At 68.9% G+C, this 22,121-nt stretch carries 17 protein-coding genes; 11 read left to right on the top strand and 6 right to left on the bottom strand.

Annotated elements, in window-relative coordinates; translation table 11 throughout:
* Position 1 precedes the first annotated feature (1 nt).
* From creC to ACP93_RS11215, 7 genes are all read left to right on the top strand, one after another.
* Positions 2–1,444, top strand: coding sequence for a two-component system sensor histidine kinase CreC (gene creC / locus ACP93_RS11245; protein ID WP_048490781.1), 1,443 nt, complete (start codon positions 2–4; stop codon positions 1,442–1,444).
* A 237-nt stretch (positions 1,445–1,681) separates the two neighbouring features.
* On the top strand, positions 1,682–3,001 hold the full coding sequence (gene creD, locus ACP93_RS11240; RefSeq protein ID WP_048490780.1) for a cell envelope integrity protein CreD: 1,320 nt from the start codon (positions 1,682–1,684) through the stop codon (positions 2,999–3,001).
* A gap of 22 nt (positions 3,002–3,023) precedes the next feature.
* Positions 3,024–3,455: a hypothetical protein gene (locus ACP93_RS11235; RefSeq protein WP_048490779.1), complete on the top strand. Its 432-nt coding sequence runs from the start codon at positions 3,024–3,026 to the stop codon at positions 3,453–3,455.
* Positions 3,456–3,843: 388 nt separating this feature from the next.
* A complete protein-coding gene (locus ACP93_RS11230) occupies positions 3,844–4,449 on the top strand; it encodes a GNAT family N-acetyltransferase (RefSeq protein WP_048490778.1) in 606 nt (201 codons plus the stop codon).
* Positions 4,446–5,330, top strand: coding sequence for a carbon-nitrogen hydrolase family protein (locus ACP93_RS11225; RefSeq protein ID WP_048490777.1), 885 nt, complete (start codon positions 4,446–4,448; stop codon positions 5,328–5,330). The genes ACP93_RS11230 and ACP93_RS11225 overlap by 4 nt, the downstream gene beginning before the upstream one ends.
* A gap of 162 nt (positions 5,331–5,492) precedes the next feature.
* Positions 5,493–6,899 carry a glutamate--tRNA ligase gene (gene gltX / locus ACP93_RS11220; protein WP_048490776.1) on the top strand — a complete coding sequence of 469 codons (1,407 nt, stop codon included), beginning with the start codon at positions 5,493–5,495 and terminating at the stop codon, positions 6,897–6,899.
* A 16-nt stretch (positions 6,900–6,915) separates the two neighbouring features.
* Positions 6,916–7,437 carry a transcriptional repressor gene (locus tag ACP93_RS11215; RefSeq protein ID WP_048490775.1) on the top strand — a complete coding sequence of 174 codons (522 nt, stop codon included), beginning with the start codon at positions 6,916–6,918 and terminating at the stop codon, positions 7,435–7,437.
* Between the two features lie 252 nt (positions 7,438–7,689).
* On the opposite strand, the gene ACP93_RS11210 is transcribed toward ACP93_RS11215, so the two are convergent.
* Both ACP93_RS11210 and rtcR read right to left on the bottom strand, forming a co-directional pair.
* Positions 7,690–8,991: a sugar MFS transporter gene (locus ACP93_RS11210; protein ID WP_048490774.1), complete on the bottom strand. Its 1,302-nt coding sequence runs from the start codon at positions 8,989–8,991 to the stop codon at positions 7,690–7,692.
* Positions 8,992–9,461: 470 nt separating this feature from the next.
* Positions 9,462–11,072 (bottom strand): RNA repair transcriptional activator RtcR, encoded by a 1,611-nt coding sequence (gene rtcR / locus ACP93_RS11205; RefSeq protein ID WP_048490773.1) that lies wholly within the window; start codon positions 11,070–11,072, stop codon positions 9,462–9,464.
* Positions 11,073–11,256: 184 nt separating this feature from the next.
* On the opposite strand from rtcR, the gene ACP93_RS11200 reads away from it, so the two are divergent.
* From ACP93_RS11200 to ACP93_RS11185, 4 genes are all read left to right on the top strand, one after another.
* Positions 11,257–12,804, top strand: coding sequence for a TROVE domain-containing protein (locus tag ACP93_RS11200; protein ID WP_048490772.1), 1,548 nt, complete (start codon positions 11,257–11,259; stop codon positions 12,802–12,804).
* 805 nt (positions 12,805–13,609) lie between these two features.
* Positions 13,610–14,830: an RtcB family protein gene (locus ACP93_RS11195; RefSeq protein ID WP_048490771.1), complete on the top strand. Its 1,221-nt coding sequence runs from the start codon at positions 13,610–13,612 to the stop codon at positions 14,828–14,830.
* Between the two features lie 97 nt (positions 14,831–14,927).
* The gene (gene rtcA / locus ACP93_RS11190) at positions 14,928–15,947 is read left to right on the top strand and encodes an RNA 3'-terminal phosphate cyclase (protein ID WP_048490770.1); all 1,020 of its coding nucleotides are present in this window, start codon (positions 14,928–14,930) and stop codon (positions 15,945–15,947) included.
* An 8-nt stretch (positions 15,948–15,955) separates the two neighbouring features.
* A complete protein-coding gene (locus ACP93_RS11185; protein WP_131721618.1) occupies positions 15,956–17,314 on the top strand; it encodes a hypothetical protein in 1,359 nt (452 codons plus the stop codon).
* Positions 17,315–17,484: 170 nt separating this feature from the next.
* Here the strand turns inward: ACP93_RS11185 and ACP93_RS11180 are convergent, their stop codons facing one another.
* From ACP93_RS11180 to ACP93_RS11165, 4 genes are all read right to left on the bottom strand, one after another.
* Positions 17,485–18,084 carry a hypothetical protein gene (locus ACP93_RS11180; RefSeq protein WP_048490768.1) on the bottom strand — a complete coding sequence of 200 codons (600 nt, stop codon included), beginning with the start codon at positions 18,082–18,084 and terminating at the stop codon, positions 17,485–17,487.
* A gap of 1 nt (position 18,085) precedes the next feature.
* Entirely contained in the window at positions 18,086–19,828 is a 1,743-nt protein-coding gene (locus ACP93_RS11175; RefSeq protein WP_048490767.1) for a S8 family serine peptidase, read from the bottom strand.
* 425 nt (positions 19,829–20,253) lie between these two features.
* On the bottom strand, positions 20,254–21,033 hold the full coding sequence (locus ACP93_RS11170; protein ID WP_048490766.1) for a LytR/AlgR family response regulator transcription factor: 780 nt from the start codon (positions 21,031–21,033) through the stop codon (positions 20,254–20,256).
* Positions 21,030–22,109 (bottom strand): sensor histidine kinase, encoded by a 1,080-nt coding sequence (locus ACP93_RS11165; RefSeq protein WP_106407092.1) that lies wholly within the window; start codon positions 22,107–22,109, stop codon positions 21,030–21,032. The genes ACP93_RS11170 and ACP93_RS11165 overlap by 4 nt, the downstream gene beginning before the upstream one ends.
* Positions 22,110–22,121: the final 12 nt, after the last annotated feature.

Below are 22,121 nucleotides of genomic sequence, written 5' to 3'. Positions count from 1 at the left end.
GGTGCGGCTGGGGCTGAAGCTGTTCCTGGGTTTCTTCCTGATCGTCGGCGTGGCCGCGTTCTTCGTGATGCGGGTGTTCGTCAACGAGGTCAAGCCGGGCGTGCGCCAGGCGATGGAATCGACCCTGGTGGACGCAGCCAACGTGTTGGCGCAGATGGCCGCGCAGGACCTGAAGGACGGGCGCATCGCCCGCGGCCGTTTCGCCCGCGACCTGGGCGCCGCGCAACGGCGCGATCCGCGCGCGATGGTCTGGCGCTTCCCCAAGCACAGCGTCGACTATCGCGTCACCATCACCGATGCGGCGGGCATCGTGGTGTTCGACTCGCGCGGGCAGGACATCGGCCGCGACAATTCGCGCTGGAACGACGTGTACCGCACCCTGCGCGGCGAGTACGGCGCCCGCTCCAGTCCCGAGGCCGACGGCGACCCCAACCACACCGTGATGCACGTGGCCGCGCCGGTCTACGATCCGGCCGATCCGCGGCGGCTCATCGGCGTGTTGACCCTGTCCCAGCCCAACCGCAGCATCGAGCCGTTCATCGTCGCCAGCCAGCGCAGCATCCTGCTGCGCGGCGCCTGGCTGATCGGCATCTCCGCGCTGATCGGGATCCTGATGACCTGGGGCCTGCTGCGCGGGATCGGCCGGCTCAACCGCTACGCGCAGGCGGTCAGCGCCGGTGCACCAGTGCCGCCGCCGCCGCCGCGCCGCGACGAGATCGGCGATCTCGGCCGGGCGCTGGAGACGATGCGCCGCAAGCTGGAGGGCAAGCAGTACGTCGAGCAGTACGTACAGTCGCTGACCCACGAGATGAAGAGCCCGCTGGCGGCGATCCGCGGCGCAGCGGAACTGCTGCAGGAGCCGCTGCCGGAGCCGGAGCGGCAGCGCTTCGTGCGCAACATCGCCGAGCAGCAGCAGCGCCTCACCGAGACCATCGACAAGCTGCTGGCGCTGGCCGAGGTGGAGCAGCACGGCTGGCTGCAGCGGCGCGAGCCGGTGGCGCTGGCGCCGCTGTGCGCCGACCTGGCCGAAGCGCTGGCGCCGCAGCTGCAGGCGCGCGGCCTGCGGCTGAAGGTGCAGGCGCAGGATCCGGCCCTGGTGGTGTCGGGCGATCCTTACCTGCTGCGCCAGGCGCTGCACAACCTGCTCGACAACGCCATCGCGTTCTCGCCGGAGGGCGCGGCCCTCGTGCTGCGCGTCGAACGCGGCGCCGATGCGCGCGTGCTGCTGTCGGTGGAGGACGCAGGTCCGGGCGTGCCGGACTACGCGCTGGAGCGGGTGTTCGAGCGCTTCTATTCGCTGGCGCGCCCGGCCACCGGCCAGCGCAGCTCCGGCCTCGGCCTGCCGTTCGTGCGCGAGGTGGCGCGCCTGCACGGTGGCGACGCCAGCCTGCGCAACCGCGACGGCGGCGGCGCGGTGGCCTGCCTGGCGTTGCCGCTGGCCTGAGCCGGAGAGCGCTCGTGTAGGAGCGGCTTCAGCCGCGCCGTGCGCTCCCGGTAGAGCCCTTCGCGGCTGAAGCCGCCCCTACAGTAGGGGATGCCGCGTCGACAGGATGCCGGCCACCAATCCCGATTCCCCAATCCCCAATCCCGGCTCCTCCCACTTCACACCCACTTCAAATTCGCCTCAAACCCTCCCCACGCAGTGGTCGCATCCTGGCGCCCTCCCAATCGAGAGGCCGCCATGAAATCCCTGAAACTGCTGCTGCGATTCGCCACCATCGGCGGATTGATCCTGTTGTTGCTGATCCCGCTGCTGATGATTCGCGGCACCGTGCAGGACCGCCAGCACTACCGCGAACAGGCGGTGGAGCGGGTGTCGCAGAGCAAGGCCGGCGAACAGCGCCTGCTCGGCCCGCTGCGGGTGATCCCGTGGACGCAGGAACGCGACGTGATGGTCCTCGATGCCGACGGCAAACGCGTGAGCCAGCGCCAGACCGAGACCGGCTACGTGCTGCAGGCGCCGCGGCGGCTGCAGGTCGAAGGCGAACTGAAGCCGTCGCAGCGCCGCATCGGCCTGTTCAAGGTGCAGGTCTACAGCTGGCACGCGCGGCTCAAGGCCGAGTTCGACGATCTCGACTACGCCGCCGCCGACCGCCGCCGCTACGGCACGCCGTATCTGGCGATCGGCCTGCAGGACGTGCGCGGCCTGGTCGGCACGCCGAACCTGCGCGCCGACGGCCGCGCGCTACCGCTGCAGCCGGGCTCGGAAGGGCTGGCCACGATCACCAAGGGTGTGCACGCGGTGCTGCCGGCGTTGGCGGACGCCCAGCAGGGGCGGCTCACCGACCTGCACGACGTGCAGATGGAGTTCGTGCTCGACGGCACCCAGGCGCTGTCGATCGTGCCGGTCGGCGACGACAACCAGATCGCGCTGAATTCGCCATGGCCGCATCCGCTGTTCGGCGGCCGCTTCCTGCCCAACGAGCGCCGCATCACCGCGCAGGGGTTCCAGGCGAACTGGGCGCTGTCGTCTCTGGCCACCGGTGCGCAGGCGCAGCTGGCGTCCGGTGGGCAGGATCTCGATGCGCTGCGTGTGGACCTGGTCGACCCGGTGGACGTGTACACCCAGGCCGAGCGCGCCAGCAAGTACGGCCTGCTGTTCGTGGTGCTGACCTTCGTCGCCTTCGGCCTGTTCGAGCTGATCAAGCGCCTGCCGATCCATCCGCTGCAGTACCTGCTGGTCGGCCTGGCGCTGGCGATCTTCTTCCTGCTGCTGCTCAGCCTGTCCGAGCACATCCCGTTCTGGCAGGCCTATCTGGTCTCGGCGGCGGCCTGTATCGGGCTGCAGTTCTTCTACCTGTCCGGGGTGTTGCGCAGCCGCCTGCGCGCGGCCGGCTTCGCCGCCATGCTCACCGTGTTGTACGGGGCGTTGTACGGCCTGCTGGCCTCGGAGGACAACGCCTTGCTGATGGGCTCGCTGCTGCTGTTCGGCATCCTCGGCGCGATCATGTGGATCACCCGCCGGATCGACTGGTACGAACTCGGCGCGTCGCTGCGCTGAGCCGTCGGAAGGAGCACCGGACATGGTCGCGCATCGTCATCTGCATCGTCGCCTGCAGGCGCTGCTGCCTGCAGCGCTGGAGACCCATGGCCTGCATCACGGCAATTTGCCGGCGAGCCTGGCGCGCAGCGCACAGGCCGCGCTGGTCACCGCCGCCGACCGGGGCGGCGCCCTGTGGTTGCGCCTGAGCGAGCGCAGCCGCGCCGCCCTGGCCGGCGACGCGGCGGCGTTCCTGGCCAGCGCGCTGCAGGCGCGCGCGGCCTTGCCCGGCGACGCTGCGCCGTGGCGCTACTGCCCCTGGCGCGCGGTACGCCGCGATCCGGCCTGGGCGATGGACGTGGAGCAGGGCGGGCACCCGCCCGCGCCGGGCTTCGTCACCTGGGAGGCGCAGGGCCGCGCACGCTTGCTGGTGCTGCCGGCACAGGCCGCCCTGCTGTGCCGCTGGTGGCGCTGAGGCAGGGCGTCCGCATCGATCGCCGCTACGGTGGGACCGGATCGTCATCGGTCATCAACGACAGGAACGCTGGTGGTGGCAGGACGCCACCACCTTTCACAGGACGGGCAGGACGCCCACGCAGGGAGGCGGCAAGGACGCATCCGCAAGCGCATCGCCCGGCAGGCAGGCAGCGGTAGAAAACGCTCGCATCACAGGACGGGCAGGACGCCTACGCAGGGAAGACATGGCAAGGATGCGCGCAAGGGCATCGCGAGCCAGGCAGCGCGAGGAAGCGCGTGCATCACAGGAGGGGCAGGACGCCCACGCAGGGAAGCGGCAAGGACGCGCACGCGAGGGCACCGCCAGGCAGGCAGCGCCAGGGAAACGCTTGCGGTAGAGTGCACGGATGCACTCTCCGCTCTCCATTCAGCGCCTGCGCGGCGCCGGGATCGTGCCGTTCCTGGACGCGGTCGCGCAGCTGCGCATCGCGGTGGTCCGCGACTGGCCGTACCTCTACGACGGCGACCTGGGCTACGAGCGCGACTACCTGGCCGCTTATGCCGCCTCGCCGGACAGCGTGTTCGTGCTGGCATGCGACGGCGAGCAGGTGGTCGGCGCGTCCACCGGGTTGCCGCTGCTGGACGATGCCGAGGCGTTCGCGGCGGCCTTCGCCGGCAGCGAGATCGACCCGGCCGAGGTGTTCTATTTCGGCGAGTCGGTGTTGTTGCCGCAGTACCGCGGTCGCAGCATCGGCCACGCCTTCTTCGACGAGCGCGAGGCGCATGCGCGCGCGCTCGGTCGCTTCAAATTGACCGCATTCTGTTCGGTGGAGCGGGCACCCGACGATCCGCGGCGGCCGCCGGACTATCGCGGCAACGACGCGTTCTGGCGCAAGCGCGGCTACCAGCCGCAACCGGCGTTGCGCATGCACCTGCCCTGGAACGAGGTCGGCCGCGGCGAAACGCCGCATACCCTGGGTTTCTGGACCCGCGCGCTGGAGCCTGCCGCATGAAAATCGCCGTCGCCAAGTATCCGATCGGCGCGCCCGCCGATTTCGCCGCCTTCGCCGACAAGCAGGCCATGCTGCTCGGCGAGGCCGCGCACGCCGGCGCGCAGCTGGCGGTGCTGCCCGAATACCTGTCGCTGGAACTGGCCGCCACCTTCGGCGCCGACGTGTCGGCGCGGCTGCCGGCCTCGCTGGCCGCGATCCAGGCGTTGCATGCACCGTACATGACCTTGTTCGCCGACCTGGCGCGGCGGCATCGCCTGCACGTGGTCGCCGGCAGCTTCCTGCTCGACCTGGGCCAGGGGCGCTACCGCAATCGCGCCTACTGGTTCACTCCGGACGGCGGCCACGGCTGGCAGGACAAGCTGCAGCTGACCGGCTTCGAAAAGGCCACCGGCCTGATCGACGGCGGCGAGGCGCTGAAGGTGTTCGAGGCCGAGGGCGTGCGCGCCGGCGTGGCGGTCTGCTACGACAGCGAGTTCCCGCTGCCGGTCCGCGCCCAGTACGAGGCCGGCGCACGCCTGCTGGTGGTGCCCAGTTGCACCGACACCGAGGCCGGTGCCACCCGCGTGCGCGTGGGCTGTCTGGCGCGGGCGTTGGAGAACCGCATCTTCGTGGCCCAGTCGGTGACCGCCGGCGTCGCCGAATGGAGCCCGGCGCTGGACGTGAACACCGGCGAGGCGACGCTGTACGCGCCGATGGACGCCGGCTTCCCCGCCGACGGCATCCTCGCGCAGACCCGCGGCGAGCAGGTCTGGGCGATCGCCGAGCTGGATGTCGCCGCGCTCGAGGCCAGCCGCGCCAACGCACAGGTGGCCAACGACCGCGACTGGCGCGGCCAGCTTGCACCAGCCGTGGTACGCGCGGAACTGAGCGGCTTCGCGTAGAGGGCAGGCACCTGTCATCGGCAGCGACGGGCTTGCCAAGACTTTTTTCTCTGCGATACGCCGCTTGCCCCAATCCCGAATCCCCAATCCCCACTCCCGGCGCCAGGCAGGCGCCGCCCCAGCAAGGTAAAATCGCCCGATTCCCGTCGTTTCGAGCGTTCCATGGCCTGCCGCACCCGTTTCGCCCCCAGTCCCACCGGTTACCTGCACATCGGCGGCGCGCGCACTGCGCTGTACTGCTGGCTGGAGGCGCGCCACCGCGGCGGCGAATTCGTGCTGCGGATCGAGGATACCGACCGCGAGCGCAGCACCCAGGCGGCGATCGACGCGATCCTGGAGGCGATGGACTGGTTGGGCCTGGACTACGACGAAGGCCCGATCTACCAGACCCGGCGCCTGGATCGCTACCGCGAGGTCGCCGAGCAGTTGCTGGCGCAGGGCAAGGCCTACTACGCCTACGAGACCCGCGAGGAGCTGGACGCGATGCGCGAGGCGGCGATGGCGCGGCAGGAAAAGCCGCGCTACAACGGCGCCGCGCGCGAACTGAGCCTGCCGCACCGCGACGATCCGAACCGGGTGATCCGCTTCAAGAACCCGACCGAGGGCGTGGTGGCGTTCGACGACCTGATCAAGGGCCGCATTGAGATCGCCAACAGCGAACTGGACGACATGGTGATCTTCCGTCCCGACGGCTACCCCACCTACAACTTCGCGGTGGTGGTGGACGACTGGGACATGGGCATCACCGAGGTGATCCGCGGCGACGACCACATCAACAATACCCCGCGGCAGATCAACATCTACCAGGCGCTGGGCGCGCCGGTGCCGAAGTTCGCGCACATGCCGATGATCCTCGACGAGCAGGGCGCCAAGCTGTCCAAGCGCACCGGCGCGGCCGACGTGATGCAGTACAAGGACGCCGGCTACCTGCCGCACGCGCTGATCAACTACCTGGCGCGGCTGGGCTGGTCGCACGGCGACCAGGAGTTGTTCGGGCGCCAGGAGCTGGTCGACCTGTTCGACGTCAAGGATGTCAATTCCAAGGCCGCGCGCCTGGACATGGCCAAGCTCGGCTGGGTCAACCAGCACTACCTCAAGAGCGACGACCCGGCCACGATCGCGCCGCAGCTGGAATTCCAGTTGCGCAAGCTCGGCATCGACCCGGCGGCCGGCCCGGCCGCGGCCGAGGTGGTGGTGGCGCTGCGCGAGCGTGTGCAGACCCTGAAGGAAATGGCCGAGAAGGCCGAGGTCTGGTATCGCCCGCTGACCAGCTACGATGAGGCGGCGGTGGCCAAGCATTTCAAGCCGGGCGCCGAGCTGGCGCTGGGCAAGGCCCGGGAACTGCTGGCGGCGCTGCCGCAGTGGAGCCTGGAGGGCGTCGCCGCCGCGCTGCACGACACCGCTGCGGCCCTGGAGATCGGCATGGGCAAGGTGGCGCAGCCGCTGCGCGTGGCCATCACCGGCACCCAGGTCAGCCCGGACATCTCGCAGACCGTCTACCTGGCCGGCCGCGAGGAGGCCTTGAAACGTATCGACGCCGCGCTCATCAAGATCCCAGCGGGAAGCTGATTCCCGGGAGACCGCCATGTCCAGCAAGAAGACCGCCTGCACCGAGCCGCATCACCACGTCCACGACGCTGCCGACTTCGTCAAGGTGGTGGAGCGGGTGAGCCGCGAGCGCGGTCTGCGCCTGACGCCGATCCGCGCCAACGTGCTGCGGCTGATCGCCGAGGCCGGGCGCCCGGTCAAGGCCTACGACCTGCTGGAATGGGTGCGCGAGGGCAAGGGCGTGGGCGCCGACGCCCCGCCCACGGTGTACCGCGCGCTGGATTTCCTGATGGCCAACGGCTTCGTGCACAAGCTCGAGTCGGTCAACGCCTTCGTCGCCTGCCACCACCCGAGCAGCGCGCAGCATTCGGTGCCGTTCCTGATCTGCGACCGCTGCCACAGCGCGGTGGAACTGGAGGACCGCGACGTGGTCGCGCAACTGGAGCAGCGCGCCAAGGCGCTGGGCTTCCAGCCGCAGGCGCAGACGCTGGAAGTGCATGGCCTGTGCGCGAAGTGCGCAGGTGCGAGCGACGCCCCTCGCGCGGCGCGCGCGACCTGAGGTTTTGCGCCTCGCTTGATCGCTCTGTGCTGCGATCGAGGTGTTGTCAGGCTTCGCCCGTACCCTCATCCGCCCCCTTCGGGGGCACCTTCTCCCGGTGGGAGAAGGGCCTCAACGCCCCTCTCCCACCGGGAGAGGGGTTGGGGTGAGGGTCCGGCGAACACGTGGAGCAGCGATGCCGGCCGTCTGGCCGAAGCCGATCAACCCACGTTCTCGGGCATCCGTGGAGCCGGCCGCGTCGTCCTCACCGCATCATGGTGCGCGCGGCGCCGGCGTCTTCGCTCCCCACAGGGCATAGAACAGCACATACAGTTCGCAGGCGGCGGTGAGCAGGAAGGCGCGCTGCAGGCCGACGTGGTCGGCGAGCCACCCCTGTACCACCACCAGCGCGCCGCCGGCGATGGCCATGATCAGCAGGCCCGACCCCTCCTCGGTGAGCGGACCCAGGCCCTTGATGCCGAGGGTGAAGATGGTCGGGAACATGATCGAATGGAACAGGCCGACCGCGATCAGCGACCACATCGCGACATGGCCGCTGCTCAATACCGTCGACAGCATCACCGCGAAGGCGCCGATCGAGAACAGCGCCAGCACGGTCTCCGGTGCGACGCGGCGCATCAGCGCGCTGCCGGCGAAGCGCCCGACCATCATCCCGCCCCACAGCAGGAACAGGTAATGCGAGGCCTGTTCGTGGCTGAGGTTGCCGATCTGCGGCTGCGACACGAAGTTGATGAAGAGGTTGGAGACGCCGATCTCGGCGATCAGGTAGATGAAGATGGCCGGGATGCCGAGCATCAGGTTGCGATGCTGCCACAGCGAATGGCGCGCGCGTTGCTGGTGCGTGGCGCGCCGGGTGTCCTGGCCGAGCGCAGGCAGCGTGAAGCGGGCGACGACCACGGCCAGTGCCACCAGCACGGCGGCGACGATGAGATAGGGCAGTTGCACCGATTGCGCGTCGGCCAGGCGTTCGGCCTGGGTCAGTAGCGCATCGCCCTTGGCGGTGCCGGAGGCCGAACGGCCCAGGATCAGATAGCCGCCGAACAGCGGCGCCAGGGTGGTGCCGACCGAGTTGAACGCCTGCACCAGGTTGAGTCGCGCCGAGGCGGTGTCCGTGCTGCCGATCACTGCGACGTACGGATTGGCCGCGACCTGCAGCAGGGTGATGCCGCTGGCGATCACGAACAGCGAGCCGAGGGTGATGCCATAGGAGACCAGGCGCGCGGCGGCGATCATGCCCAGCGCGCCGAGCGCCATGATGCCCAGTCCGGTCACCAGCGCGCGTTGGTAGCCGATCCGCTCGATCAGCTTCGCCGCCGGCAGCGAGGCGAAGAAGTAGGCGATGAACCAGACCGACTCGATCAGCGTGGCCTGGGTGTAGCTCAGCGCGAACACGCTGCGCAGATGCGGCAGCAAGGTGTTGTTGATGACGGTGATGAAGCCCCACATGAAGAACAGCGAAGCCAGCAGCGACAGTGCGGCACGATAGGAGGGTGCCTGCCCGGCGCGTGGCGCGGAAGGCGAGAGCGGAGCCGTCGGCCCCATCGGTCCTGCCATGGTGTGAGTCCCTCTGCGCGGTTGCGGTGTCTTCGGCGGCAGGCGTTCCCGTCATGTGATCGGCGGTGCCGGCGCTGGGGCGAGGATAGGCGGCCATCGCGGCGGCATACCAATGAATTAAATCGCGGCGACCATACGCGCATTGCAATGCTGCACTGCAGAGGCTGCGTGATCGGCCATCCGCCTGCGCTTGGGTTTCCGGCGCGTTGGTGCAGATGCTGGAAGTGCGTGGGCGGTGCGTCGGATTCCCGGGCTGGGCAAGGCCGGCGCCGCCGTGCGCTGGATGCCGGTCACGTGCGGCGTCTGATACGCGGCTGGCCGTCGCCCGCGCTTGCCTCCGGCGTTGTCGCTGCTGCGCCGCGGGCAGGGTGGTTTCGGCCTGCGGCGTTGCGCGTCAGCGGCGCCGTTCCGGTCCTGCCGTCGTCGCAGGGCGGTGTGCCAGATTGTCTGGGCCAGACATGCGGCCTCGGTCAGTCCTGCGATGCGGCGCGCCCACCCTCGCGCACCTGCTCCCAGTCCAGGCCGAACCGCGCCAGGTACTTGCGCAGGCGGTCGGCGTCGTTGGTGCTGGCGCGCTGCGTGCGCGAGACCGCGAACAGTTCGCGCCCGGCCTGCGACAGCGACTTGGCGGTGGCGCAGACCCGGACCACGTCCTCCAGTTGCACGCGGTCGAAGCGGTCCAGCGCCGCCGCCGCCTCACCGAGCAGCGCGTCCAGCGGGGAGGGCGGGGTGCCGTCGCGCCACTGCCGACGCAGGCGCTCGATTTCCTCTTCCACCAACTCGAGCTGGATGCGCCCGGCATTGGCCAGCGTCGCCAGGCGCATCACCGAGGCGCTGAGGTCGCGGAAGTTGCCGTGCCAGCGCGCCTCCGCGCCGGTGGCGAAGGCGAGGTAGCGGCTGCGCGCCTCGCGATTGAAGGTCACCCGCTGGTGCTGCTCGCGCGACCAGCGCTCCAGTTCGAAGTCCAGGTTCGGCTCGATGTCCTCGCGGCGTTCGGCCACGCCGGGCAGGTGGTAGGTCCACAGGTTCAGGCGCGCCAGCAGGTCCTCGCGGAAGCGGCCTTGCGCCACGTGCTGGTGCAGGTCGCGATTGGTACCGGCGATCAGCTGGAACTCGCTCTCCACCTCGCGGTCGCTGCCGACCGGCAGGAACCGCTTCTCTTCCAGTGCCCGCAGCAGCATGGCCTGCTCGTCCAGGCCGAGCTCGCCGATCTCGTCGAGGAACAGCAGGCCCTGGTGGGCCGAGCGCAGCAGCCCCGGGCGGTCGCTGACCGCGCCGGTATAGGCGCCCTTGGTGTGCCCGAACAGTGCGCTCATCGCGCCGTCGCCGCGCAGGGTGGCGCAATTGACCTCGACGAAACGCCCCGGCAACTGATGCTTGAGTTTCTTCAGTTCGAACACGCGCTTGGCCAGCTGGCTCTTGCCGGCGCCGGTCGGGCCCATCAGCAGCATCGGCGCCCTGGAACGCGTGGCCACGGTCTCGATCTGTTCGATCATGCGGTTGAACGCCGCATTGCGCGTGGCGATGCCGCTCTTCAGCAACGCGCGGTCCTGCAGTTGCTGCTGCTGGAAGCGCTGTGCGATGCGGTCGTAGCGCGACAGGTCCAGGTCGATCACGGAGTAGGCGCCGGCCTCGCCGCTGCCCTGTTTGCGCGGCGGCGACGTCTGCAGCAGGCGCCCGGGGAAGTGCCGGCTCTCGGTCAGCAGGAAGCCGCAGATCTGGCTGACGTGGCTGCCGGTGGTGATGTGCAGGTAGTAGTCCTCCTCGTCCGGGCGGAACGCATAGCCGGCGAAGAAGTCGTGCAGGGTGGCGTAGACCCCCTCGAAGTCCCAGGGATCGGCCAGGTAGGTGTCGTGCAGCCGCACCTGCGTGTCCGGCGAGACCTGGCCCAGGTCCTCGCGCACCAGTTGCGCCAGCTTCTGGTAGCGGCGCAGGTCGGTCAGCAGCTCCAGGCGGCTGAGCAGGAAATCCTCGTGCATCCCCAGCGCCACCGTCGGGCGCCACTTTTCCCAGCGCCCGGGACCGCTGCCCGCATCCAGCTGAGTGCCGAGCATGCCGAACACCACCTGTGGCCTGTCCATATCCATCCTTATAAGAACGTCGCCTAAGGTATAGAAATATCTGGTATCGGACAAGCATCGATTGGCTGTTGATCAAATATTTATTATTTTAGATCAATGACTTAATCGATTTTTGGAAAAGTTGGCACGGCCATTGCGATACCTGGTCATCACCAACGCGGGCCGTTCCCGCAAGGAGCCTGACATGGCCAACCTCTCTCTGTTCTCGTCCTCGCGTGGCGCGCTGTTGCCGCCGGCGACCGTGCGCAACGACGCGGGCGGCGCCGCCTATGCGCGTTCGCCGCAGGCGGCGCTGGCGCTGTACGCGGCCACCGGCTGCTTGAACGGCACCTTCTATGCCGGCGCCGAGCTGCAACTGCAGCAGGTGCTCGGGCTGTGCGCGCAGGTCGATCCGGGCTTCGTCGCGCAGACCGCGATCTACGCACGTCAGGTCGCGCACATGAAGGACATACCGGCCTTGTTGTTGGCCACGCTGACCACCCGCGATCCGGACCTGTTCGCACGGGCCTTCCCGCGGGTGATCGACAACGGCCGCTTGCTGCGCAACTTCGTGCAGATCGTGCGCAGCGGGCAACTCGGGCGCAAGTCGCTGGGGTCGCGGCCCAAGCGCCTGGTGCGGCAGTGGCTGCAGCAGGCCTCGGCGCAGACCATCGTGCAGGCGGCGATCGGCCAGCAGCCGTCGTTGGCCGACGTGATCCGCATGGTCCACCCGAAGCCGGCCGACGCCGAGCGCGAGGCGCTGTACGCGTGGGTCGTCGGCAAGCCGTACCGCGAGGAAGCGCTGCCGGCGATGCTGCAGGCGTACGAGGCGTTCAAGCGCGCCCCGTCGGAGGTGTTGCCGGAGCTGCCGTTCCAGTACTACACCGCCTTGCCGCTGACCGCGGCGCATTGGGCGGCGCTGGCCCGGAACGCGTCGTGGCAGACCTTGCGCATGAACCTCAACACCTTCGCGCGGCATGGGGTGTTCGAGGACAAGGCGATGGTGGCGCAGGTCGCGGCACGCTTGCGCGATCCGGCGCAGATCCAGCGCGCCCGGGTGTTTCCGTACCAGTTGCTGGTGGCCAGCACCGCGGCCAGCAGGTTGCCGCCGCAGATCGGGCAGGCGCTGCGCGACGCGATGGAGATCGCGACGCGGCAGGTCCCGCGGTTGGACGGCGAGGTAGTGGTTGCGGTGGATGTGTCCGGGTCGATGGCCGCACCGGTCACCGGCTTCCGCCGCGGCGCCAGCAGCAGCGTGCGCTGCGTGGATGTCGCCGCGCTGATCGCGGCCTGCGTGCAGCGGGTCAATCCGCGCGCCACGGTGTTGCCGTTCGACACCGAAGTGCGGTCGCTGCGGTTGCGGCAGCGCCAGGACGTGATCGCCCAGGCGCAGCAACTGGCCGCCTTGTGCGGTGGCGGGACCAGCGTCAGCGCGCCGCTGCTGCAGTTGAATGCGCAGCGTGTGCCCGTCGACCTGCTGGTGCTGGTGTCGGACAACGAGAGTTGGCGCGACACCCGCAACGGGGCGACCGCGACCATGCAGGCCTGGGCAGAGTTGAAGGCGCGGTGTCCGCAGGCGCGCATGGTCTGCATCGACCTGCAGCCGGTGGCCACCAGCCAGACGGTCGAGCGCGACGACATCCTGCATGTCGGCGGCTTCAGCGATGCGGTGTTCGACCTGCTGGCCACGTTCGCGGCCGAAGGCGCCGGCGCCAAGCGTTGGGTCGAGCGGATCGCCTCGATCGTGGTGTGAGGTCGGTTGAAGGGAAGGTACTACCCGGCGGGCAATGGGGCCCGCCGGGCTGTGGGAGACACAAGATGTCGAGTTGACGGAGGCGGCAGTCGTCGCTTCCCTGTTTCGCCGCCGGCGTCCACGAATGCCGATGGAACTACAGCCTTTGAAGCTCCATGTCGCGGGTTCGATTCCCGCCCACCCCAAGGATGGGGAGGTAGCTCAGTCGGTAGAGCAGGAATGTTCCATCCCTCTTGTCGTGGATGTCGTCGGTCCTGTTGTGTGCGTTGCATGGAAGCACTGGACCCGGCGGGCAATGGGGCCCGCCGGGCTGTGGGAGATGCAAGATTTCAGTTGACGGAGGCGGCAGTCGTCGCCTCCAGGTTTCGCCGCCGGCGTCCACGAATGCCGATGGAACTACAGCCTCTTAAGCTCCAGGTCGCGGGTTCGAGTCCCGCCCACCCTTCGATGGGGTGGTAGCTCAGTTGGATAGAGCGGGAATGTTCCATCCCCCTTGTCGTGGTCGTCGTCGGTCCTGTTGTGCGCGTTGCCTGGCGGATGCAGGCGGAACTCCATCGGTCGCGGGTTCGAATCCCGCCCGCCACATGGCGGTAGCTCAGGGGTAGAGCGATCGTTCCGCGTACGGACTTGCCGCATGAGGCGATGCGTTGGTTTTGCGGTGAATGCAGGTGGAACTCCATTTGGTATCCCTTCACGGGTCGGGTTCGAGTCCCGGCCGCACGGCGGCAGTGCCGCCATGCGGAAGGTTCCACCCTCCCTCGTCACCGCGCTTTTTTCGAAGATCCGTTGCACAAGGAACAACACCATGAATACCGAGCAGTACGATGTCATTGCGCAGCCGGGAGCGGCGCCGATCAAACTGTGGACCCGCGGCGTGCCGCTGGAGGACGAGGCGCGCCAGCAGCTGCAGAACATCGCCAAGCTGCCCTTCATCCATCGCTGGATCGCGGTGATGCCCGACGTGCACCTTGGTAAGGGCGCGACCGTCGGTTCGGTGGTGCCGACCATCGGCGCGATCGTGCCGGCCGCGGTGGGCGTGGACATCGGCTGCGGGATGATCGCCGCGCGCACCTCGCTGGTCGCCAGCGACCTGCCGGACAATCTGGCGCCGATCCGCAGCGCGATCGAGCGCGCGGTCCCGCATGGGCGCACGCCTGGCGCGCGCGACAAGGGCGCGTGGCAGACGCCGCCGGGCGCGGCGGTGGACGGCTGGGCGCAGCTGGCCAGCGATTTCGCGCTGATCTGCGAGCGCCACCCGCGCTTGCGCAAGACCAACAACCTGCAGCATCTCGGCACCCTCGGCACCGGCAACCACTTCGTGGAGATGTGCCTGGACGAGACGCAGCGGGTCTGGTTCATGCTGCACTCCGGCTCGCGCGGCGTGGGCAATGCGATCGGCAACCACTTCATCCAGCTGGCCAAGGAGGAAATGCGGCGCTGGATGATCAACCTGCCGGACCAGGACCTGGCCTACCTGCCGGAGGGCAGCCAGTACTACGGCGACTATGTGTTCGCGGTGGACTGGGCGCAGCGCTATGCGCGGATCAACCGCGAGATCATGATGCGCAGCGTGGTCGAGGCGGTCCGCACGGTCATCGCCAAGCCGTTCGAGGCGCAGGCCGAAGCGGTGAACTGCCACCACAACTACGTCAGCCGCGAGCACCACTTCGGCAAGGACGTGTTCGTGACCCGCAAGGGCGCGGTGAGCGCGCGCAAGGGCGAGCTGGGCATCATTCCCGGCAGCATGGGCGCCAAGAGCTTCATCGTACGCGGGCTGGGCAACGCCGACAGCTTCCACAGCTGCAGCCATGGCGCCGGCCGGGTGATGAGCCGTACCGAGGCGCGTCGCCGCATCAGCGTCGACGAGCACGCCAAGGCCACCGCGCACGTGGAGTGCCGCAAGGACCAGGACGTGGTGGACGAGTCGCCGGCGGCCTACAAGCCGATCGAGGCGGTGATGGCCGCCCAGCGCGACCTGGTGGAGATCGTGCATACGCTGCGGCAGGTGGTGTGCGTCAAGGGGTAGCAACAGGTGCCGGCCGGCATGCAGTGTTGGCGGCCGGCGCCGATCGTCCGTGCGGGCTTGTCCGCATGGGCGTTTTCCAACGATGGATTGTTTGGCAATGGACATGATCGAACTCGATGGTGCGGCCGGCGGCGGGCAGTTGCTGCGCACCGCGCTGACGCTGAGCCTGTGCACCGGCACCGGCTTCACGTTCAACGACATCCGCGGCGCACGTCCGCGTCCGGGCCTGATGCGCCAGCACCTGACCGCGGTCGTCGCCGCGGCCACGATCGGCCAGGCGCGCACGCACGGGGCGCAGATCGGCGCGACCACGCTGCGGTTCGAGCCGGGAGCGGTCGTGCCCGGCGACTATCGGTTCGCCACCGGCAGCGCCGGCTCGACCACGCTGGTGCTGCAGACGGTGCTGCCGGCGCTGTGGCGTGCCGCCGCGCCGTCGCGCCTGACCCTGGAAGGCGGCACCCACAACCCGCTGGCGCCCTGCACCGACTTCCTCGCCGAGACGTACCTGCCGGCGCTGCAGCGCCTGGGGGTGAGCGCCACGCTGACATTGGACCGGCATGGCTTCTATCCGGCCGGCGGCGGCGCGCTGCGTGCCGGTATCGTGCCCTGTGCGCAGCTGCAGCAGGTGTCCTTCGACGCGCGTGGCGCGTTGCAGGCGCTCGACGCGCAGGTGCTGGTCTCGGGCCTGTCCGGCAAGATCGGCCGGCGCGAACTGGCGGTGCTGGCCGAGCGTCTCGGCGTGGATGCCAACCCGCGCCACGTGCACAGCGTGCGTCCGGCGATGGGGCCGGGCAACACCGCGCTGGTGCGGGTGCGGCATGCGGCGCACGTGGAGGTCTTCGCCGGTCACGGCGAGCGCGGCGTCTCCGCCGAGCAGGTCGGCGAACGCCTGGCGGCGCAGGTGCACCGCTATCTGGACAGTGGCGCCTGCGTCGGCGAGCACCTCGCCGACCAGTTGCTGCTGCCGATGGCGCTGGCCGGCGGCGGCGCCTTCACTACCGACACGGTCAGCGCGCACTTGTCCAGCAATGCGCGCCTGATCGAGAAGTTCCTGCCGGTGGAGATCGCCTGGGAGCAGGTGGAAGCGCGGCAGTGGCGGGTGGTCGTGTCCAGCTGAGGGCGGCAGTGCTGCTGGCAGGCGCAAGGGTGTCGATGCCATGGAAGGCATGGCGGGCGCTGGCGTTGCGCGTATGGATCTGGAAGGTCGACCGCGGCGCGGAATGCGGCGTCGCTTGTCTACGCTCGGCGCCGCCGGTTGCCGGATGCAGGACGATAATGGCGCGGCGCGGGCGCAGTCCCGCGCGATGCCGGCGGTGTGTCGGCTTCCTGCCGCAGGATCAGGCGCAATGGAGGATGCACATGGACAAGAACGTGCGCGTGCTGTGCTGGATGTTGTCATCGACGCTGCTGCCGATCGCCCAGGCGATGGCCGATCCCCCGGCCGAACTCATGCAACCGCTGCCCGCGTCGCTGATCTTCAACGACGACAACGGCAAGATCCTTGGGACGTCCGGCCCACAGCAGTCCACCGCGTATGCCCTGGCGCAATGGGGCGCCAATCCGAACAGTTCGGACACCTTGCAGCCGGTCGTCAGCGGGTCGGGGCAGGGCTGGCAAGCCGAGAGTGTGCGTGCGCGGGTGAAGTACTACCCGGTGTATGCCGGTCACGCCAACGCCTATGAACTGGCGCAAGCCGACAACAAGTGCGCGGGCTCGGATCCTGGCAATCCGAATCCATACGATGGCGAAAAGGACTTGTTCCTGGTGACCGCCGATCCGAGGTTCTGGGGCAGTAACGCCCTGCCGGGCTTCACGCCCAGCGCGCCGCTGTCCAGTCTCGGCGCCATTCGTGTCCGCGTCGGGTTGAGCAGGACCTACGAGGACGATGTCCGCTGCGGCGGGACGGCACCCAGCTACACCGGGTATGCCTTCAGCTTCATCCTCGGCAATACGCAGGGCCAGACCCTGTTCTATCAGATCGACCTGGGCCGTACCGGCGCGACCCCGGCGCAGGATCCGTCCACGCCGTGGTGCCCGCAGGGGTACGAAGACACGCCCAGCCTCGCGTTCTGCCTGGACGACGACATCCGCAACATGGGCGGGCAGTGGAATCTCGCCGGCACGGCGACCTCCAACGACGTCGGTTTCCTGCCCAGGCTGCTGCAGGTCATCGGCAAGGGCCACACCAAGCCGGTGCGCGATAAGCAGGGCAATCCCATCAACCTGGACCGCGATCCGAGCCACTGGACGCTGACCTCGGTGTACATGGGGCATATCACCCAGGGCAAGACCATCAGCACCACGATCTGGTACGACCCCAGCGTCAAGACCTGGCCGGGCGGCGCCTTCTGCAGTGCGGCGGGCACGCTGACCCAGTACACCTGCAACATGAGCGCGCAGGACGCGACCCAGCTCGGAGCGGGATGGGTTGCGGTCGGCAATGCCTGCTATCACCGCAACGCGGGCACGTCCTGTCCGCCGTGACGTGCTGCTGCGGTGCGCGGTCGCGGGGCGGGCACGGCGCATGCCGAAGCCCGCGCTGGCCCAGGCGCGCCATGCGTCCCGCCCACTGGTTCAACGAACGCCTGGTTGTGCAGGGGCGCGGCGTCCGCTGCACGCGACCGCCCAGCGTGGCTGGGCGACGCGCATGAACGTCACAGTGCGCGATTGAAGCCCTGCACGATCTCCATGGAGACCTCGCGCGTGCCAGGCGCTCCCTGCAGTTGCCTGGACGCCGCCATCGCCGCGTCGGCCGAGCCGTAGTCGATCATGGCACTGCCATCGACGTCCGAGGCATACACCAGGTGGCCGCCACTGCGGCGGGCCAATGCCCGGGCCGCATCCTGCGTGGTGCCGAACAGCTTGAGCTTGCCGGTGACCACCACCGGTTGGCCGCTGCGCTCGTCGACCGCGGCGCGCAGCGCGGCGCCGTCCGCCGCAAGGGACGAGGCCGCCGCTGCGGTGCCGGCGCGGGCGTTGCCACCGACCACGATGGCATACGGTCCGATCCGGGCGGCGACGGTGCCGCCGCCATCGGCCGCGGCGACCTGTGCGCGTTGCGTGCCGTTGCCTGCCATCTGCGGCGCGGTGCGCACCGTGGCATCGGACAGCAGACGATAGGTGCTGCGGCCGACCTGGAAGCGTTTGCCGCTTGCTGCCTGATGCAGTGCCTGGGCATCGGCGTATTGGGCCGAAGCGGGCGCGGCCGCGGTCAGTGCGAGCGCGGCGAAAAGAAAGAGCGTATTGGTCTTCATGTCAGTGGCCCACCACGCGGAGTTCGAAGTGCTGCAGTTGTTCCTTGCCATGCGCGTCGAGCATGTCGGCGACCTCCAGCGTCCAGGGTCCGGCCGCCGCTTCGTCCAGGAAGGCATTGCTGGCGGTCAGTGGGATCGACATGCCCTGGGTGTAGACGTCCTTGTTCAAGGCCGAGAACGGGGTCATGACGTAGCTGCGGGTGCCATGCGGGGAGATCAGGACCACGCGCAGACGGCTGGGATCCTTGTGGGTGCCGTCGAAATACAGTTGCACGGCCTCGACTTTCATCTGTTGTTTGATGTTGACGGTCAGCCTGGCTGGCGATGCGACACCGCCGATGGTGCTGGCCGCACCGCTGTAGACCTGGTAGTCGGTGTCCTGCAGCGGCGGCAGCGCCGTGAAGTGCGTGGACGCTTCCACGGCCGCGGCCGCATCCACCAGGCCGAAGCCGTACCAATTGCTGAAGCGATGGCCTGCGGCATTGGTGATCCACCCGGGATCGATCACGCTGCCGTTGTAGAGCGCCTTTGGCTGCCCACTGTCGATCTGCCGCGCGGTCGTGGCCAGGATGTACTTCACGTCGCGCCAGGTCAGGTGCGGATTCACACCGAGCATCAGCGCCGTCACACCCGCCACGGTTGGTGTGGCCGAGGACGTGCCGTTCATGCCCGCGGTGTAGTTGCACGACGTGTCGATCGGGGACTTGCTGCCGTCGAGTGCGTTCTCCACCGGTACCCCGTCGCGGTTGTAGCCGGCGGCGCAGCCGCTGAGATCGGTGGTCACCATCGCCGGATCGTAGTGGGGGTCGCTGGCGGTCGGCGCCGACCGGGACTGCTGGTAGCGCTTCTGCTGCCCGTATTCGCCGCCAAAGCCGCTGACCCAGACCGCCGAGCCGGGCGAGGAGTACGAGCTGCGCACGCCTCTCGCATTGACGGCACCGACCACGATGGTGGTGATCAGATCGTTCCTCGGATCGACGTTGGCCAGGCTGCAGGCGACGTTGTAGCGCTTGGGCAGATCCGGGCAATGATCGGCCAGAGCGCCTTGCGCGTCTTCGTAGATGAAGCTGTCGAAGTCGTTGCCGGCCGCCTTGACGTAGATGGCGCCCTTGCCGTTGCGTCCGGCACGCATGAGTTTCTCCCAGGCGTACTGATCTTCGACCGAGACGTTGGGATAGAAATTGGAAACGATGCCCCAGCTGTTGTTGAAGATGTCCAGGTTTCTGGCTTCGGGGCCATTTCCCCATGCATTGCGCAGCTTGTCGTCGCTCTGGTCCGACTGCAGGAAGTTGAAGCCGGCCAGCGACGCTTGCGGGGCGACGCCGCGTCCGCCTTTGCCGTTCCAGCCCACCGCGGCGGCGATGCCGGCCACGGCCGTGCCATGCGCGTCGTCCGCATCGCTCGGTTTGGGATCGTGCGAACCGTCCAGGAAATTGTGCGAGCCGTTGGGAATGATGTTGGCGGCCAGGTCTTCGTGGCGGATGTCCAACCCGCCGTCGATCACGCCGATCCTGGTGCCTGCGCCGCGGATGTTCAGTTCATGCAGGATGTCCACATCCAGGTCGATGCCCGGCGTGGGCCGGGTGTCGCCGATGACGTCCTGGCCCTGATTGTGCAGGTACCACTGATAGCGGAACAGCGGATCGTCGGCTGCGCTCGCGGCGGCCGCGGCGTTGCCTGCGGCCAGGCCGAGCGCGAGTGCCGACAGCAGGACAGTGGCCGGTCGTGTGCGAAATGGTGTCATGTGGCGGATCCAGGGGAGGTGGGGGACGGTCCATGGCGCTTGCCGCCTGCAGGCCAGGCATCGCCTGCGTAATACCGATCGAGGCGTTGCATGCTGGCGTTCGCGATCGGATCGGGTTGCGGTCGATCGCCAGGCGCGGCGCAAACTACCCGCATCTGGATTTCCGTCGCAAGCGCAACGCACGCTCCGAAAATGACGCAGTTCGCATGTGTTCCGGTACTGTGCCGATCGCGGCGCGATGACGTGGGATTTCAGCCGAAACGCGCTGCCGGCGTGGGCAAAGCGTTTGCGAATTGCTCCAGTACATCGACGGCCGCGTGGTCCGTGCAACCGATGGGCCGCCGCGGCCGCGCGAAGCGGAATGCAGGCATGCACGCCATCACCTGGACGCGTGGTGTGGCGCCGGGTCGGCGCGGAGGATGTCGCTACATCGCCCGAAACAACGGCAGATAGGTGCGGCTGACCGGCAGCGTTTCGGCGCGGCCGCGCAAGTGGATCTGTGCGGTGTCGTTGTCGCCACGCACCACATGCAGGATCGCGCGGCGGTTGACCACCACCGCGCGGTGCACCTGCTGGAAGTCATCCGGATCCAGTTGCGCGGCCAGGTCCTTGAGCGGCGTGGCCACGATCGAGGTGCATGCCTGTCCATCCGGGTCGCGCCAGGCCACGCTGGTGTACTTGCTGTCCGAGCGCAGGTAGTCGATGGCCTCCACGGCGATCAGACGCACGCTGCTGCCGCTCTGCGCCTGCAGCCAGCGCAGCGGGGCGGCGCGCTCGGGTGGGCGCAGCCGCTCCGCCAGGCGCAGCAGTTGCTCGGTGAGGTCGGCCGCCGGTTGCGCGGCCTGCAGGCGCTGTTGCAGCCGTGCGACGGTATCGGCCAGGCGCGCGTCCTGTACCGGCTTGACCAGGTAGTCGAGCGCGCCTTCGGCAAAGGCCTGCACCGCGTAGTCGGTGTAGGCGGTGACGAACACCAGATGCGCGCTGCGGCCGATCTGCTGCGCGGCCTGCACCCCGGACAGGCCCGGCATCTGGATGTCGAGCAGGCAGATCTGCGGCGCGTGTTCCTCGAACAGGCGCACCGCCTCGCGGCCGTTGCGCGCCTCGGCGACGATCCGCAATTCGGGCCACAGACGTGCCAGCTGCCGCCGCAAGGCCTCGCGCAGCAGCGGTTCGTCGTCGGCGATTAGCGCGGTGGGCGCGATCATCGGGGCGGTGCCGTCATCGGCAGGCTGAGATCGGCGCAGGTGCCGTGCGGCAGGCGTGGACGCAACTGCAGTTGCGCGGTGTCGCCGAAGCCGAGCGCGAGGCGGTCGCGCAAGGTGCGCAGCCCGGTGCCCAGCCCGCCGCGGTCATGATCCTCGCCGGCGCCGCTGTCCTCCACTCGCAAATGACAACGCTCGCCGCTGCGCCAGGCGCGGATGGCGATGCTGCCGCCGTCTTCGGTCGGGTCGATGCCGTGCTTGACCGCGTTCTCGACCAGGGTCAGCACGGCGAGGGTCGGGCAGCGCACTCCCTGCACGGCGTCCTCGGCATCGATGGCGTAGTGCAGCCGGTCGGGCATGCGCATGTGCATCAGTTCCAGGTAGGCGCGGGCCAGCGCCAGTTCGTCGCCCAGCGTGCTGGTCGCCTCGTGCAGGCGCGGCACCGCGGCGTGCAGGTAGGCGATCAGGCTGCGCATCAGCTCCGCGGCCCGCGGCGAACCGACATCGATCAGCGCCTGTACGTTGGCCAGGGTATTGAACAGAAAATGCGGGGCGACCTGGCGTTGCAACAGCTGCAGGCGCGCGTCCAGCGCCTCGCGCTCCAGTTCGCTGCGCTCCAGCGCGAACGCCAGCGCCTGGTGCCGGGCCAGTGCGTCCTTCTGCCGGACCAGGGCGGCCAGGGCCACCCATGGCGCGATCAGCACGCCGACGATGGTCAGCGTGGCGAAGCCGGCCAGCCGATCCGGGTCCTGCCAGAACGGCGGCGCACCGGACTGGGTGGAACCCAGGTAGATCAGCAGGGTCGTCGTCGGGATCGCCAACGCGACGCCGAACACCTGCAGCACCCAGCGTGCCAGCCAGCGCGGCAGGTGTCGCGGCCAGCGCTCCAACAGCGTGTAGGCGCCCAGCGCGGCGGCGCCCAGCACGAGGCTGCGGACCAGCACCGGCAGGGGAGCGTCCCAGCTCAGACTCATCAGCAGACCGAGCATCCCGGACACCCCGAACACCGGCACGATGCGCGCCCAGGTCAGCAGCGCGGGTGTGCGCGGCGGTGCGGAGAGCGGGGACGGAGGCGACATGGCCGCGAGCAT

The organism is Xanthomonas sp. NCPPB 1128 (assembly GCF_001043115.1).
Classification (GTDB): domain Bacteria; phylum Pseudomonadota; class Gammaproteobacteria; order Xanthomonadales; family Xanthomonadaceae; genus Xanthomonas_A.
The sequence above is the reverse complement of the archived record's forward strand: the minus strand, read 5'-3'. Positions and strand labels throughout refer to the sequence as shown.